This is a genomic window from Gandjariella thermophila, from assembly GCF_005405885.1.
Classification (GTDB): domain Bacteria; phylum Actinomycetota; class Actinomycetes; order Mycobacteriales; family Pseudonocardiaceae; genus Gandjariella; species Gandjariella thermophila.
Genome location: NZ_BJFL01000002.1, coordinates 157,205 through 172,376, shown reverse-complemented (window position 1 = coordinate 172,376; position 15,172 = coordinate 157,205). Strand labels below are relative to the sequence as shown.

Genomic DNA, 15,172 nt, shown 5'->3' with positions numbered 1-15,172 from the left:
ACCGCTCGGTACCCTGCGCCGGTGGCGGTGGGCCCAGTCGAGCGACGGAAGGACGACGGCACCCGTGTCGACCTCGCCGGGGACGTGACCGGTGGCGGCGCGCCGGCCGCGGCGCGCGACGAGCCGCCGAGCACCGGCTCGGCGACCGCCGAGCCGGCCCCGCTGAACGCCGCCGAGGACCGGCTGCTCGACCTGCTGCGCCGGATCGGCACGGTCGGCGCGCTACTGATGGCCGCAGGCTCGCTGGGCGCGGGAGCCGCGCCGGTGTACAACCCGCTACCCAGCGTGCCCGTGCTGGGCCTGTTCGCCCGCATCCCCACGGCGGCCATGGCCTGCGCGTTCACCGGCATGTTCCTGGTCATCCTGGCCTGGCTGTACCTGGGCCGGCTGGTCCGCCCCGGGCGGCCGAGGCTGGTCTCGCGCAGCCAGATGGACCGCACCCTGGTGATGTGGACGGTGCCGCTGTTCGCCGTGCCGCCGATGTTCTCCCGGGACGTCTACAGCTACCTGGCGCAGTCCGACATCGCCGCGAAGGGGCTGGACCCCTACCTGCTGGGGCCGGCGCAGGCGCTGGGCGTGGACCACCCGCTGACCCGCGGCGTGCCGAACATCTGGCGGGACACCCCGGCGCCGTACGGGCCGCTGTTCCTCAGCATCGGCCGGGCGCTCACCCAGGTCACCGGCGACCACGTGGTGAGCGGCGTGCTGCTGCAGCGGGTGGTGGAGCTGGTGGGGCTGGCCATGGTGGTGTGGGCGCTGCCCCGGCTGGCCCGGCGGTTCGGCGTGCAGCCGGTGAGCGCGCTGTGGCTGGGCGCGGCCAACCCGCTGGTGCTGTTCCACGTGGTGGTCGGCGCGCACAACGACACGCTGGCCATCGGGCTGATGCTCACCGGCCTGGAACTCGCGCTGCGCCGGCTGCCGGCGGTGCTGCCCGGCGAACCGGTGCCGCCACGGCAACCCGGGGAGATCACCGGCGTGGTGCTCGGCGCGGTCGGCATCAGCGCCGGCGCGATGGTGAAGATCCCCGCGGTGCTCGCGCTCGGCTTCCTCGTCGTGATCGTCGCCCGCCGCTGGGGCGGCCGGGCGGCCGACCTGGGGCGCGCCATCCTGCTGGTGGGAGCGGTGTCCCTCGCCATGATCGTGCTGATCTGTGTGGGCAGCCGCCTCGGCTTCGGCTGGCTCACGACGCTGGGTACACCGGGCAAGATCCGCAGCTGGCTGTCGCCGGCCACCGGGGTCGGCTTCCTCGGGGCCACCCTGGCCCTGCTGTTCGACCTGGGCAACCACACCGACCGGCTGATCACTCTGAGCCGGGTGGTGGGCACCGCCGCCGGCGGGCTGATCTCGCTGCGGCTGCTGTGGCAGACCTTCCGCGGCCGGATGGTGCCGATGATCGGCCTCGGCGCGGGCCTGGGCGCGATGCTCGTGCTCGGCCCGGTGGTGCAGCCCTGGTACCTGCTGTGGGCGGTGATCGTGCTGGCCACCGCCGCCGGCACGTCCCGGTTCCGCACCTGGGCGGCCGGGGTGAGCGCCGTGGTCGCCGTGCTGGTGCCGCCGACCGGCACCGCCTTCGACGGCCGCGCCTACGTGCTGCCCCAGGCCTACCTGGCCGCCGCGCTAGTCGTGCTGACCGTGCTGTTCGCGCTGCGCGGCCGGCTGCCCTCGGTCGGCACCGTGCTGCGCGAGCTGCGGGTGTCCGCGCCGCGAACCTGATCTCCGCGGTGATCGGCGCCGGCCAGGGCCGGAGCGCGTGTGGTGGCCGACACGGCATAGGCTCTTCGGTCGTGAGCCCGAACCTGGATAGCCCCGCCGTCGAGGTGTCGGGGCTGGTCAAGCGGTACGGCGACACCGTGGCGGTGGACGGGCTCGGAATGCGCGTGGCGCGCGGCTCGGTGCTGGCGCTGCTCGGCCCGAACGGGGCCGGCAAGACCACCACGGTCGAGGTGTGCGAGGGGTTCCTGCGCCCGGACGCCGGCCGGGTCCGGGTGCTCGGCCTCGACCCGGCCACCGATGGTGCCCGGCTGCGGCCGCGGGTGGGTGTCATGCCGCAGGGCGGCGGCGCCTACCCCGGCGTGCGGGCCGCCGAGATGCTGCGGCTGGTCGCGGCGTGCGCGGCGAACCCGCTGGACCCGGACTGGCTGCTGGACGTGCTCGGCCTGGCGGCCGCGCGGCGCACCCCGTACAAGCGGCTCTCCGGCGGCCAGCAGCAGCGGCTGTCCCTGGCGTGCGCCCTGGTCGGCCGGCCGGAACTGCTGTTCCTGGACGAGCCGACCGCCGGAATGGATCCGCAGGCGCGCCGGCTGGTGTGGGAGCTGGTCGGCGCGCTTCGCCGGGACGGCGTGGCAGTGCTGCTCACCACGCACCTGATGGACGAGGCGGAGGCGCTCGCCGACCACGTGGTGATCATCGACCACGGCCGGGTCGTCGCCGAGGGCACGCCGCACGAGCTGACCTCGGCGGACGCCGACGAGCAGCAGTTGCGCTTCCGGGCCACGCCAGGGCTGGACATGACGCTGCTGCGGGCCGCGCTGCCCGAGCACTGCCAGGTGCACGAGGCCGCGCCCGGCGCCTACCTGGTGCAGGGGCGGATCGACCCGCAGGTGGTGTCCACGGTCACCGCCTGGTGCGCGCAGCAGGGTGTGCTCGCCCAGGAACTGCAGGTAGCCCGGCGCAGCCTGGAGGACGTGTTCCTTGACCTGACCGGACGGGAGTTGCGCTCGTGACCGCGCCGGACGCCACGCAGGACAGGTTCGCGCCGGGGACGTTCCGGCCCGCGCCGGGGCGGGGGCGGCTCGGCCGCATGCTCGCCGCCCAGGCCCGCACGGAGACCGCGCTGGCGCTGCGCAACGGCGAGCAGGTGCTGCTCACCCTGCTCATCCCGCTGGCCCTACTGGTCGGCCTCACCACGCTGCGTATCGTGCCGATGCCCGGGCCGCGGGTGGACTTCGTCACGCCCCGGGTGCTCGCACTGGCGGTGATGTCCTCGGCGTTCACCGGGCAGGCCATCGCGCTGGGCTTCGACCGGCGCTACGGGGTGATCAAGCGGCTGGCCGCGACCGCGCTGCCCCGCTGGCTGCTGGCGGCCGGCCGGGTGGTCGCCGCGCTCGCCGTGGTGGTGGTCCAGCTCGTGGTGCTCGGCGTGGTGGCCGCGCTGCTGGGCTGGCACCCGGCGGCGGCCGGGCTCGGCTGGGCGCTGCTGCTGGTGCTGCTCGGCACGTTCGCGTTCGGCGCGCTGGGCGTGCTGCTCGGCGGGGCGCTGCGCGCCGAACTGGTGCTCGCGGTGGCCAACGTCGTGTGGTTCGTGCTGCTGCTGGCCGGCGGGATCGCCCTGCCGCCGGGATCGCTGCCGGCCGGGCTGGCCGAGGTGGTCACCTTCCTGCCGTCCGGTGCGCTGGCCGAGTCGCTGCGCGCGGCCCTGGTGGACGGCGCCGCGCCCGGCGTCCAACCGGTCGCCGTGCTGCTCGGCTGGGGCGTGGTCGGCGGCCTGCTCGCCGCGCGGACCACCCGGCTGACCTGACCGCCCACGCGCGGCGCGGCGCGCGTTGCGGCACCAGCCTGACAGCCTGTTCCGGAACCGGACCGACCCTGCGATGACGAGTATGGGAACGCGCCAGGGCGAAGCCCCGCGATCGCGGGTGCGGGGCGCCCTATCAGGCACGACCGGAGTGCCGGGTCACGATCGCGCCCCGGCGACGCGATCGCGGCGCGCGTTCAGGAACAAGCACTGAGATCGGCGCCACTGCGCGCGGTGGGCGCGCGCGGTCGTCCTCCGGCGGCGACCTACCATCGGTGCGTGCCAGCTCTTTCCTGGATCTCCCGGCTGCCCGCGCCCAGCCTCGCGATGCAGCGCGGGTGTGCCGTGGCCGCCGTGGTCGCCCAGGCCGGGATCGCGGTTACCGGCTCGGTCGTTCGCGTCACCGGCTCCGGCCTGGGCTGCCCGACCTGGCCGCAGTGCGCGCCGGGCAGCCTGGTCCCGGTCGCCCACCCGGAGCTCGGGCAGGCGCACCAGTGGGTGGAGTTCGGCAACCGCATGCTCACCGGGCTGGTCGCCGCGGTGGCCGCGCTGTGCGTGGTCAACGCCCTGCTGGTGCGGCCGCGGCGTCGCCGGCTGCTGGCGCTTGCCCTGAGCATGCCGCTGGGTGTGGTGGCCCAGGCGGTGATCGGCGGCATCACCGTCCTCACCGGCCTGGCCTGGTGGACGGTGTCGGTGCACTTCCTGGCCTCGATGGTGCTGGTCTGGCTGGCCGTGCTGCTGGTGCACGCGGTCGGCGAGGGTGACCAGCCGGCCCGGCCCCACGTGCCTCGGCCACTGCTGCGGCTGCAGGTCGTCCTGGCGGTGGTGCTCGGCGCGCTACTGGCGGCCGGCACGCTGGTGACGGCGGCCGGCCCGCACGCGGGCGACCTGCGGACGCCGCGGCTGGACCTCCCGGTGGCCTCGCTGGTCCAGGGCCACGCCGACCTGCTGTTCCTGTTCCTGGGCATGCTCGTGGCACTCGGTTTCGCGCTGCGCGCGGCGAGCGCACCGGCGCTGCTGTGGCGGCGCTACGGGCTGCTGCTCGTCGCGGTGACCGCGCAGGGCGCGCTGGGCATGGTGCAGTACTGGCTGGGCGTGCCCGAGGCGCTGGTGGCCATGCACGTGCTGGGCGCGGCGCTGGTCACCGTGGCCACTGCGGCGCTGTGGTGCGCCTCCCGCGACCACGGCCCGATGCCGGCCGAGCCGCCGTCGGAGCCGGCCGCCGGCGCGACCGCGTCCCGTAAGGCGGACGTCCCGGTCTCCGCGTGACCGCCGGCGGATTCGCGGTGCCGGTTCCGGAACAGGCTGTCAGCGGGGCGGCTGCGGCCGGCGTTCCCACACCTGGGGCAGTTCGTCGGCCAGCCACGCGTACAGCTCGTGCACGGTGCGCAGCCGGTGCGCCCGGTGCGGGTCGCCGCTGAGCAGCCGCATGCCCTCCCTGGTCAGGTCCCGGATGCCGACCAGCGCGTCCATCCGCCGCTGCACCATGTCGGCCCAGTGCTTCTCGTCGATCCGGTACAGCGCGGCCTGCCGGCCCCGGCGGGTCTTCTTGGTTACCAGACCCATGTTCATCAGCAGCCGGACGTTCGTGCTGATCGATCCGCTGCTCGCCTCCAGGGCCCGGGACAGGTCCGCCGCGGTGCACTCCGGCGGGTCGCAGACCAGCAGGTAGCCCATGATGCGGCCGGCGATCAGCGGCAGGCCGTCGTCGGCGAACCGCGCCGCGAGCCGTTCGATCCACACCGCCAGCCGCGGCTCCCGCTCGACCGTCACGCTCCACCCCCGACTCGGATCAACTTCGGTGAGAACTGAAGGTATAGTGCCAACCTCGGAAGTGTCCAGCGGAGGATCTCCATCACCTGCCCGGACCGGCCCGAACGCCGCGGAGCCGCGCCGGGGAGGAGAGGAAGATCGCCACAACGCGCCGGCCGACCGACGGGCATCGTGCACCCGAATGGGCCATGCTGTGCGGGCCAGGTCGACCGCTACTCCACCGGGAGCCGTGAACCCACCGTGAGCCACACCGACGAACGCCTCGCACATGCCCCGTCCCCGGCCGTCAACGCGACGGCGGCGCGGGCCCCGGAGCTGGTCGTGCTGCTGGACGATGACTACCGGCCCGTCGGGACGGCGGACAAGCTGGGGGTTCACCACGAGGACACGCCGCTGCACCTGGCGTTCTCCTGCTACGTCTTCGACGACGCCGGCCGGCTGCTGGTAACCAGGCGGTCGCTGGCGAAGCGCACCTGGCCGGGCGTGTGGACCAACTCCTGCTGCGGTCATCCGGCACCGGACGAGGACCCGACCGACGCGGTGCACCGGCGGGTCCGCCAGGAACTGGGCATCGAGCTGACCGACCTCGGTGTGGTGCTGCCCGACTTCGCCTACCGCGCGGTCGCCGCGGACGGCACCGTGGAGAACGAGTTCTGCCCGGTGCACGTGGCCCGCACCGACCAGCAGCCGCAGCCGGACCCGGACGAGGTGATGGAGTGGCACTGGGTGGAGTGGGACCGGTTCGTCACCCTGGCCACCGTGGCGCCGTGGGCGGTCAGCCCGTGGGCCGCGATGCAGGTACCGCTGCTGGCCGAGAAGCTGTGAGCCGCTCGCGCGAGCGCAGCACCGCGCGGGTGGCGGAGGCGAACCGCAGCGGGGCGCCCGGATCGGCCTGCCGGAAACCCAGCGACGGCTCGGCGAGTTCCAACTCCAGCACGGCCGGCTGGCCGCGCTCGGCGCGGATCACGTCCACCCGGGCATAGAGCAGCGCGGCGCGGTCCAGGCCGAGCAGGTCGCTCGCCGCGTCCAGGGCGTCCTCGGCGAGCCGGCGCCGCGCGGGATCCGGCTCGGCCGGCCACAGCCGTTCCGTCACGAACAGCCCGCAGGTGTCCGTGGCCGCGCCGGTCAGCATCGGGCCCTTGACACGGGCGTGCGAGAAGACGCCGGCGAAGAACACCAGTTCCGTCTCCCCCTCCGCGTCCACCGCCGGCTGGTAGGGCTGGAGCAGCGCGGTGTGTCCGGCCGCGTGCAGCCGGGCCAGGTGCGCCTCGGCGGCGGCCACCTCGCTGGCGGCGAACCGGGCGGCGCCGCGCGAGCCGGCGCCGACGGTGGGTTTGACCACGAACTCGGCGTCCGGCCAGCGGGGTGCGCCGCCGGGCGGGACCAGTTCGGTGGGCACCACGGCGACCCCGGCCTCGGCCAGGTCCAGCAGGTAGGCCTTGTCGGTGTTCCACCGCACCACGCCGGCCGGGTTGGCCAGCCGCGGCACGGATTCGCACCACGCGAGGAAGTCGTCCCGGCGGTCGGTGTAGTCCCAGGTGGCGCGGAGCACCACCAGGTCGGCGTCGGCGGGGTCAAGGCTCGGGTCGTCCCACACCACCCAGCGGGCGTCCACCCCCACCGCGTCGAGAGCGGCCGGCAGGGCGCTGTCGTCCCCGTCACCGCGGGGCAGGTCCGCGCACGCCGCCAGCCACACGCGCGGCCGGGCGGTCACCGCCTGGCCCGCGGACCCGCCATCCGGCGCCGGTGCGCCGCGCCGATGGTGACGGCGGCCGTGGTGTCCCGGTCCCACTCGGCCGCCTCGAGGTCGGCCACGGCGTCGCACACCGCGGTGCCGGCGGCCATGTCGGGCACGATCACGTCGCCGAGCGCGCCGTCCGCGCCGACCAGCACGACCCGGGCGCCTGCCCGGCCGAGCGGCTCCACGACGGCCCGGGACGGCTTGCCGTGCGCGGCGACGAAGGCGTGGGCGGCCCGCACAGCGCGGCGGGGGGCGGCCACGGGGGAACTCTGGTCAACCACGAGGGGCAGCCTACGTGGAGGTACTAGGTTCGGTGGACGTGAAGAACACCACCTCCGTGCCCGCGCTCGTGGACCGGGTGCTCGCCTGGTACCTGGACCGCAACCCGATCCACGCCGCCCTGCTCGGCTCGCTCAACCACGACCACGCCCTCGGCGACTTCTCCGCCACCTCGCTGACCGCGCAGGAGCGGGAGGCCGGCGAGTGGCTGGCCCGGCTGCTGGAGGCCGATGTCACCGGGCTGGACGTGCCGGCGCGGGTGGATCGCGACCTGCTGGTCGCGGTGTTGCGCGGCATGCAGGCCCGGGCGAGCTGGCCGGTCTGGCGGCGTGATCCCGCGCACTATGTCGCCCCCGTGCTGAGCGGCCTGTTCGCCGCTTTCCTGCACCGGCTGCGCCCCGAGCCGGAGCTGGTCCGGTCGGTGGAGGCGCGGCTGGCCGAGGTGCCCTCCGTGCTCGACGCGTGCCGGGCCAACCTGGACCCGGAGCTGTCCTCACCGCTGCTGGTGCGCCGCGCGCTGGGCCAGGTGCGGACCGCGCGCACCTTCCTCACCACCGCGCTGCCCGCCGAGGTCGGCGACGACGGGCTGCGCGCCAGGCTCGCCGCGGCCGCGGAGCCGGCCGCCGCGGCGTTCGACAACCTCGCCGGATTCCTGGCCGAGTTCGCCGAGCGGGCCCAGGGCGAATGGCGGATGGGCGAGAAGCTGTACTCCACGCTGCTGACCGAGCAGGAGCTGCTCGGCTACGACGCCGCCGAGCTGCACGAGCGCGGCCGGGCCGCGTACGACGAGCTGGACGCGCAGATGCGGGAACTGGCGCAGCGGGTGCGCGACGGTTCCCCGGACTGGCGGGCGGTGATGGCGCGGCTGCAGAACGACCACCCGCCCACGCTGGAGGCGATGCGCGAGGAGTACGCCGCGGAGACCGCCCGCGCCAGGGCGTTCCTCGCCGAGCACCAGCTGGTCAGCTTCGCCGACGGCGAGGACTGCCGGGTGGTGCCCTCCCCGACGTTCCAGCGGCCGGTGCTGTCCGTCGCGTTCTACATCGCCCCTCCCCCGCTCACCGCGTCTCGGGTCGGCCACTTCTTCACGCCGTACACCCCCGACGACTTCACCGCGGAGCAGGTGGAGCAGCGGCTGCGCACCAATGCCAGGGCACAGATGCCGACCATCGCGGTGCACGAGGCCTACCCCGGACACCACTGGCACCTGTCCTGGCTGGCCGGCAACCCGCGCCGGGTGCGCAAGGTGTTCCGTACCCCGTACTTCGCCGAGGGGTGGGCGCTGTACGCGGAGCGGCTGCTGCGCGAGCACGGGTACTTCGCCGAGCCCGCGCACGAGTTGGCGCACCTGGAGGCGCGTATCTTCCGGGCCGCCCGGATCGTGGTGGACACCGCGCTGCACTGCGGAGACATGACCATCGAGCAGGCCGAGGAGTTCATGACCACGCACACCTCGCTGACCGCGGGCACCGCCGCCGGCGAGGTGAACCGCTACTGCGCCTGGCCCACGCAGGCACCGTCGTATTTCACCGGCGCGCTGGAGATCGAACGTATCCGGGCCGACTACCTTGCCGCGGGCCGCGGCGATCTGCGCACCTTCCACGACACGCTGGCCGGGTCCGGCGCGCTGCCCCTGGGCCTGGCCCGGCGCGTGGTCATGGAGGACTGAGGTTCCGGTCACTGGGGAACACGGTCGCGGCGGCCGGATGTTGGCCGGGGTGTTGAGCCGCTTGGGAGGAGGAAGGCATGCGCGCGATCCGGGTGCGGAGCAACGGCGGGCCGGAGGTGCTGGAGGCGAGCGAGGTCGATGATCCCCGGCCGGGCCCCGGGGAACTGCTCGTGGACGTGGCCGCCGCCGGCGTGAACTACATCGACACCTACCAGCGCAGCGGCGTCTACCCGATCCCGCTGCCGTTCGTCCTGGGTTCGGAGGGCGCCGGCACGGTCCGCGAGGTCGGCGAGGGGGTGCGGGAGTTCTCCGTTGGCGACCGGGTGGCGTGGGCGTCCGTCCTGGGTTCCTACGCGGAACGTGCCGTGGTGCCGGCCGAGCGGGCGGTGGCGGTCCCGGTCGGGGTGGACGACGAGGTGGCCGGCGGCGCGCTGCTGCAGGGCATGACCGCGCACTACCTGGTCAACTCCACGCACGCGGTGCGGGAGGGCGAGGCGGTGCTGGTGCACGCCGCGGCCGGCGGGATGGGCCTGCTGCTCACCCAGATGGCCAGCGCGAAGGGTGCCCGGGTGATCGGCACGGTGTCCACCGAGGAGAAGGAGAAGCTGGCCAGGCAGGCTGGTGCGGACGAGATCATCCGCTACACCGAGGTGGCGGACCTGGCGGCCGAGGTGCGCCGGCTCACCGGCGGCGAGGGCGTCGCGGTGGTCTACGACGGCGTCGGGGCCAGCACCTTCGACGCGAGCCTGGCCAGCCTGCGACCGCGCGGCCTGCTCGCGCTGTTCGGCGCGTCCAGCGGCCCGGTGCCGCCCTTCGACCTGCAGCGGCTGAACACGGCCGGGTCGCTGTTCGTCACGCGACCCTCGCTGGGCCACTACACCGCGACCCGGGAGGAGCTGACCTGGCGGGCGGGTGAGGTGTTCGACGCGATCACCCGGAACCAGCTGACCATCCGGATCGGCGGCCGCTACCCGCTCGTCGAAGCCGCCCGCGCGCACGAGGACCTGCAGGCCCGCCGCACCACCGGGAAACTCGTGCTGCTGCCCCGCTGACCGCGTGTCGGCCCCGGGATGCGCCACCCGCCGTCACCTGGCGCGTCCCGGGGCCGGCGACGTCACCTGCCGGTCTTCACCACGTCGATCACGAAGACCAGCGTCTCCCCCGGCTTGATCGGGCCGCTGCCGTTCGGGTAGCCCTTGCCCGGCGGCACCACCAGCAGCCGCCGGCCGCCCTGCTTGGCGCCGATCAGGCCCTCGTTCCAGCCCGCGATCAGCTTGGCCTGGCCGATGTTGTCGACGGACAGCGGTTTCGCCGTACCACCCTGCCACGAGGAGTCCTGCTCGGTCCGGTCCGACCAGCTGACCAGGTCGTAGTTGACCTCGACGTGGTCACCCGGCTTCACCGCCGGGCCGGTGCCGCCGGCCAGGTCCTTCTCCACCAGCTGGCTCGGTGGCGAGCAGTCGGCGGGGATGTTGATGGTCGGCTTCTGACCCACCGGCCCGGACACCGTGATGTCGTCCACGGTGCACTGCCGGCCGCCGGCGGGGACGACCGGGGCCGACTGGGTCGATGCCGAGGCGGGGGCGTCCCGCTCACTGTTGCTGCAGGCCGCGGTGGACACGGCCAGCGCGACGGCCGCGGTCAGGAACGCGACTCTTACCGGTATGCGCATGGTCGCTGAGCCTACGGATGAGCCGGGATCGGCCTGCGTCACACCCGGTGCGACCTAGAACGGCAAGCCGATCACCGGCCAGCCGATCACCGAGTCCACGGCCAGCGCGACGAACACCGCGGTCAGGTAGGAGTTGGACAGGTGGAACAGGCGCATCGGGTTGCCGTGCTCGCCGCGGCGCACCGCCGCGTGCAGCCGGTGCGCCATGGCCAGGAACCACGCCCCCGCCAGCACCGCGAGCCCCGCGTACAGCCAGCTCGTCGCCGGAGCGAGCAGCAGCGTCCAGGCCACCATCACCCACGAGTACACGACGATCTGCCGGGACACCTGCTGCGGCGTGGCGATCACCGGCAACATGGGCACCCCGGCCCGCTCGTAGTCGTCGCGGAAGCGCATGGCCAGCGCCCAGAAGTGCGGCGGGGTCCAGAAGAAGATCACCCCGAACATCACCAGCGCCGGCCAGCCGATCGTGCCCTTCACCGCGGCCCAGCCGATCACCACCGGCATGCAGCCCGCGGCGCCGCCCCACACGATGTTCTGGGCGGTGCGCCGCTTGAGCAGCATCGTGTAGACGAGGACGTAGAAGAGGATCGCGCCCACGGACAGCAGCGCGGCCAGCAGGTTCGTGGTCAGCCACAGCCAGCCGAACGACGCGGCGCCCAGTGCCAGGCCGAACACCAGCGCGTTGCGGGTCGGCACCTCGTGCCGGGCCAGCGGCCGCCGCTTGGTGCGCTTCATCACCGCGTCGATGTCGGCGTCGGCCACGCAGTTCAGCGCGTTGGCGCTGCCCGCGGCCATCGTTCCGCCGACCATCGTGGCCAGCACCAGCCACGGCGACGGAATGCCGCGCTGGGCCAGCAGCATGGCCGGCACCGTGGTCACCAGCAGCAGCTCGATGATCCGCGGCTTGGTCAGCGCGACATAGGCCCGTAGCACGTCACGACGGCGACGCGTCGAGGGTGTGGCACGGTCGACGGTGGTGCTCACGGCTCGCACCGCGCAGCGGTCACCGGCGACATTTCGCTCCTCAACTCCGGAGTCGGATTCGTTCCCGCCCGGGTCTGGGAACCCTGGACACCGGGCCTTCTCGATGCTAGACGCGTGACGCCGCCCACCCGTCGCAGGGGGTCGATCAGCCGAGGCCACACCTTCTCCGGCGCGCCGACTAGGCTGGCGCGCGCACGAGGGAGACCACGCGGGACGGGCCGGTGGGGCACACTGTTTCCGGATCGATTGAGAACGTCGTGCCCGACGCTGACCGTCCGGCCACACAACGCACAACCGACGACCAGAGTGGAGCTCGAGTCCGTGTCCGTCACCGACGACCTCACCCGACTGACGCAACCCAACGTGCCCGACGACTGGACCGAGCTGGACAAGCGCGCGGTCGACACGATCCGGGTGCTCGCCGCGGACGCCGTGCAGAAGGTGGGCAGCGGCCACCCCGGCACGGCGATGAGCCTGGCGCCCGTCGCCTACGCGCTCTACCAGCGGGTCATGCGGCACGACCCGGCCGACCCGGACTGGATCGGCCGGGACCGGTTCGTGCTGTCCGCGGGCCACTCCAGCCTGACCCTCTACCTCCAGCTCTACCTGTCCGGCTACGGGTTGGAGCTGGAGGACATCAAGGCGCTGCGCACCTGGGGCTCCAAGACGCCGGGCCACCCCGAGTACGGCCACACCCCCGGCGTGGAGACCACCACCGGTCCGCTCGGCCAGGGTCTGGCCAACGCGGTGGGCATGGCGATGGCGGCCCGCTACGAGCGCGGCCTGTTCGACCCGGACGCCGCGCCGGGCGAGAGCCCGTTCGACCACTTCATCTACGTGATCGCCTCGGACGGCGACATCGAGGAGGGGGTCACCTCGGAGGCGTCGTCGCTGGCCGGCCACCAGCGGCTGGGCAACCTGGTGGTGATCTACGACGACAACAAGATCTCCATCGAGGACGACACCGGTATCGCGCTGTCCGAGGACACCGCCAAGCGGTACGAGGCCTACGGCTGGCACGTGCAGTACGTCGAGGGCGGGGAGAACGTCAGGGACTTCCTCGCCGCGATCGAGGCGGCCAAGGCCGAGACGACGCGGCCCTCGCTGATCGTGCTGCGCACGGTGATCGGCTACCCGGCGCCGAACAAGATGAACACCGGCAAGGCGCACGGCGCCGCGCTCGGCGAGGACGAGGTCGCCGAGGTGAAGCGGATCCTCGGCTTCGATCCGGACCAGCGCTTCCAGGTGGAGCCCGAGGTGCTGGCGCACACCCGCAAGGTCGCCGAGCGAGGGAGGGCGGCGCACGAGGAGTGGCAGCGGGCCTTCGACGCGTGGGCGCAGGCCAACCCGGAGCACAAGGCGCTGCTGGACCGGACGTCCCGCTACGAGTTGCCGGACGGCTGGGCGGAGAAGCTGCCGACCTGGGAGCCCGGGTCCAAGGACGTGGCCACCCGCAAGGCGTCCGGTGAGGTGCTCGCCGCGGTCGGCGAGGTGCTGCCGGAGCTGTGGGGCGGCTCGGCCGACCTGGCGGAGAGCAACAACACCACCATCAAGGGCGCGGCCTCGTTCGGCCCGACCGACATCTCCACCACGATGTGGGCGGCCAACCCGTACGGCCGCACCCTGCACTTCGGTGTGCGCGAGCACGCCATGGGCTCGATCCTCAACGGCATCGTGCTGCACGGCCCGACCCGCCCCTACGGCGGCACGTTCCTCGTCTTCAGCGACTACATGCGGCCGGCGGTGCGGCTCGCCGCGCTGATGCGGGTACCCGTGGTCTATGTGTGGACGCACGACTCGATCGGCCTGGGCGAGGACGGCCCGACCCACCAGCCGATCGAGCACCTCGCCACGCTGCGCGCCATCCCCGGGCTGGCCATGGTCCGCCCGGCCGACGCGAACGAGACCGCCGCGGCGTGGAAGGCGATCCTGCAGTCCCCGGACGGTCCGGCCGGTCTCGCGCTTACCCGGCAGGGCGTGCCGGTGCTGGAGGGCACCGACGCGGACGGCGTCGCCCGCGGCGGCTACGTGCTGCAGGACGCCACCAACGGGCAGCCGGAGGTGGTGATCGTCGCCACCGGGTCCGAGGTGCAGTACGCGGTCGAGGCCAGGAAGGTTCTCGAGGCCGAGGGCGTTGCCACGCGTGTGGTCTCGATGCCGTGCATGGAGTGGTTCGACGCGCAGGACGAGGCCTACCGGCAGCGGGTGATCCCGCCGTCGGTGCGGGCGCGGGTGGCCGTCGAGGCGGGCATCGCGCAGCCCTGGCACCGGTTCGTGGGCGACGCCGGCGAGATCGTCTCGATTGAACACTTCGGCGCCTCCGCGGACTACAAGACTCTGTTCCGCGAGTTCGGCTTCACCGCCGAGGCCGTTGCGGACGCGGCCCGGCGCAGCCTGTCCCGTCTGGAGGGATCCAAGTGACGACGCAGCACAACCCGCTCGCCGCGCTGTCCGATGCCGGCGTGTCGATCTGGCTGGACGACATCTCCCGGCAGCGGCTGAACTCCGGCAACCTCGCCGAACTGGTCCGGGACAAGCACGTCGTCGGCGTGACCAGCAACCCGACGATCTTCGCCGCGGCGCTGGCGCACGGGGAGTCCTACACCGACCAGTTGCGTGAGCTGGCCGCGCGGGGCGCGTCGGTGGACGCCGCGGTGCGCGAGGTCACCACGACCGACATCCGCAACGGCTGCGACCTGTTCCGGGACATCTACGAGCGCACCAACCACCTGGACGGCCGGGTGTCCATCGAGGTCGATCCCCGGCTGGCGCACGAGACCGAGCGCACCGTGGCCGAGGCGCTGGACCTGTGGAAGACGGTGGACCGGCCGAACCTGCTGATCAAGATTCCGGCCACGGTGGCGGGCCTGCCGGCGATCACCCGCGCCATCGCCGAGGGTGTCAGCGTGAACGTCACGCTGATCTTCTCGGTGGAGCGGTACCGCGCGGTGATGGACGCCTACCTGGCCGGCCTGGAGCAGGCCAGCGAAAACGGCCACAACCTCGCCGAGATCCACTCGGTGGCCTCGTTCTTCGTGTCCCGGGTGGACACCGAGGTGGACAAGCGGCTGACGGCGATCGGCACCGATGAGGCGCTCGCGCTGCGCGGCGAGGCGGCGATCGCCAACGCCCGCCTGGCCTACGCCGCCTACCAGGAGGTGTTCGGCTCCGAGCGGTGGCGGAAGCTGGCCGAGGCCGGGGCGAACCCGCAGCGGCCGCTGTGGGCGTCCACCGGGGTGAAGAACCCGGAGTACTCCGACACCCGCTACGTCGACCAGCTGGTCGCCCGGGACGTGGTGAACACCATGCCGGAGAAGACCATCCTGGCCGTGGAGGACCACGCCCGGATCGAGGGCGACACGGTCATCGGCCGCGCCGGCGAGGCCCAGCAGGTCTTCGACGGGCTGACCCGGGTCGGCGTGGACGTGCCGGACGTGTTCCGCGTGCTGGAGGACGAGGGCGTTGACAAGTTCGTCAAGTCCTGGGACGAGCTGCTCGACACCGTCCGCACCGCACTGGACCAGGCGAAGGGCTGAC

The 15,172-nt window shown here is 73.4% G+C and carries 14 protein-coding genes; 9 read left to right on the top strand and 5 right to left on the bottom strand.

Annotation, left to right across the window (positions count from 1 at the left end; translation table 11 throughout):
• Positions 1-27 precede the first annotated feature (27 nt).
• From mptB to FFT21_RS02770, 4 genes are all read left to right on the top strand, one after another.
• Positions 28-1,713, top strand: coding sequence for a polyprenol phosphomannose-dependent alpha 1,6 mannosyltransferase MptB (gene mptB, locus FFT21_RS28725; protein ID WP_371856707.1), 1,686 nt, complete (start codon positions 28-30; stop codon positions 1,711-1,713).
• An 83-nt stretch (positions 1,714-1,796) separates the two neighbouring features.
• The gene (locus tag FFT21_RS02780; RefSeq protein WP_137812327.1) at positions 1,797-2,723 is read left to right on the top strand and encodes an ABC transporter ATP-binding protein; all 927 of its coding nucleotides are present in this window, start codon (positions 1,797-1,799) and stop codon (positions 2,721-2,723) included.
• A 77-nt stretch (positions 2,724-2,800) separates the two neighbouring features.
• Positions 2,801-3,517, top strand: a complete 717-nt coding sequence (locus FFT21_RS02775) for an ABC transporter permease (RefSeq protein WP_137812326.1) — start codon at positions 2,801-2,803, stop codon at positions 3,515-3,517.
• Between the two features lie 276 nt (positions 3,518-3,793).
• Positions 3,794-4,783, top strand: coding sequence for a COX15/CtaA family protein (locus FFT21_RS02770; protein ID WP_137812126.1), 990 nt, complete (start codon positions 3,794-3,796; stop codon positions 4,781-4,783).
• Between the two features lie 39 nt (positions 4,784-4,822).
• Here the strand turns inward: FFT21_RS02770 and FFT21_RS02765 are convergent, their stop codons facing one another.
• A complete protein-coding gene (locus tag FFT21_RS02765; protein WP_137812125.1) occupies positions 4,823-5,287 on the bottom strand; it encodes a GbsR/MarR family transcriptional regulator in 465 nt (154 codons plus the stop codon).
• 240 nt (positions 5,288-5,527) lie between these two features.
• Here FFT21_RS02765 and idi point away from each other — a divergent pair, with 240 nt between their 5' ends.
• Positions 5,528-6,112 carry an isopentenyl-diphosphate Delta-isomerase gene (gene idi, locus FFT21_RS02760; protein ID WP_137812124.1) on the top strand — a complete coding sequence of 195 codons (585 nt, stop codon included), beginning with the start codon at positions 5,528-5,530 and terminating at the stop codon, positions 6,110-6,112.
• Here idi and FFT21_RS02755 read toward each other — a convergent pair.
• Together FFT21_RS02755 and FFT21_RS02750 are read right to left on the bottom strand one after the other, a co-directional pair.
• Positions 6,063-7,001: an ATP-grasp domain-containing protein gene (locus FFT21_RS02755; RefSeq protein ID WP_137812123.1), complete on the bottom strand. Its 939-nt coding sequence runs from the start codon at positions 6,999-7,001 to the stop codon at positions 6,063-6,065. The genes idi and FFT21_RS02755 overlap by 50 nt on opposite strands.
• Positions 6,998-7,309 carry a hypothetical protein gene (locus tag FFT21_RS02750; protein ID WP_225978049.1) on the bottom strand — a complete coding sequence of 104 codons (312 nt, stop codon included), beginning with the start codon at positions 7,307-7,309 and terminating at the stop codon, positions 6,998-7,000. The genes FFT21_RS02755 and FFT21_RS02750 overlap by 4 nt, the downstream gene beginning before the upstream one ends.
• Before the next feature lie 38 nt (positions 7,310-7,347).
• Here FFT21_RS02750 and FFT21_RS02745 point away from each other — a divergent pair, with 38 nt between their 5' ends.
• Both FFT21_RS02745 and FFT21_RS02740 read left to right on the top strand, forming a co-directional pair.
• Positions 7,348-8,976, top strand: a complete 1,629-nt coding sequence (locus tag FFT21_RS02745) for a DUF885 domain-containing protein (protein WP_225978048.1) — start codon at positions 7,348-7,350, stop codon at positions 8,974-8,976.
• Positions 8,977-9,053: 77 nt separating this feature from the next.
• Entirely contained in the window at positions 9,054-10,028 is a 975-nt protein-coding gene (locus tag FFT21_RS02740) for a quinone oxidoreductase family protein (RefSeq protein WP_137812120.1), read from the top strand.
• A gap of 62 nt (positions 10,029-10,090) precedes the next feature.
• Here the strand turns inward: FFT21_RS02740 and FFT21_RS02735 are convergent, their stop codons facing one another.
• Complete coding sequence (locus FFT21_RS02735) at positions 10,091-10,648, bottom strand: FKBP-type peptidyl-prolyl cis-trans isomerase (protein WP_137812119.1); 558 nt, start codon at positions 10,646-10,648, stop codon at positions 10,091-10,093.
• 54 nt (positions 10,649-10,702) lie between these two features.
• On the bottom strand, positions 10,703-11,635 hold the full coding sequence (locus FFT21_RS02730) for a heme o synthase (RefSeq protein ID WP_225978047.1): 933 nt from the start codon (positions 11,633-11,635) through the stop codon (positions 10,703-10,705).
• A gap of 321 nt (positions 11,636-11,956) precedes the next feature.
• On the opposite strand from FFT21_RS02730, the gene tkt reads away from it, so the two are divergent.
• Complete coding sequence (gene tkt, locus FFT21_RS02725) at positions 11,957-14,056, top strand: transketolase (protein WP_192909357.1); 2,100 nt, start codon at positions 11,957-11,959, stop codon at positions 14,054-14,056.
• A complete protein-coding gene (gene tal, locus FFT21_RS02720; protein ID WP_137812117.1) occupies positions 14,053-15,171 on the top strand; it encodes a transaldolase in 1,119 nt (372 codons plus the stop codon). Before tkt ends, tal begins: the two co-directional genes overlap by 4 nt.
• Position 15,172: the final 1 nt, after the last annotated feature.

Bases quoted from the DNA above. Each gene is read 5' to 3' on its own strand.
- FFT21_RS02775 (WP_137812326.1), top strand. From the start codon at position 2,801: ATGCTCGCCGCCCAGGCCCGCACGGAGACCGCGCTGGCGCTGCGCAAC.
- FFT21_RS02740 (WP_137812120.1), top strand. From the start codon at position 9,054: ATGCGCGCGATCCGGGTGCGGAGCAACGGCGGGCCGGAGGTGCTGGAG.
- FFT21_RS02735 (WP_137812119.1), bottom strand. From the start codon at position 10,648: ATGCGCATACCGGTAAGAGTCGCGTTCCTGACCGCGGCCGTCGCGCTG.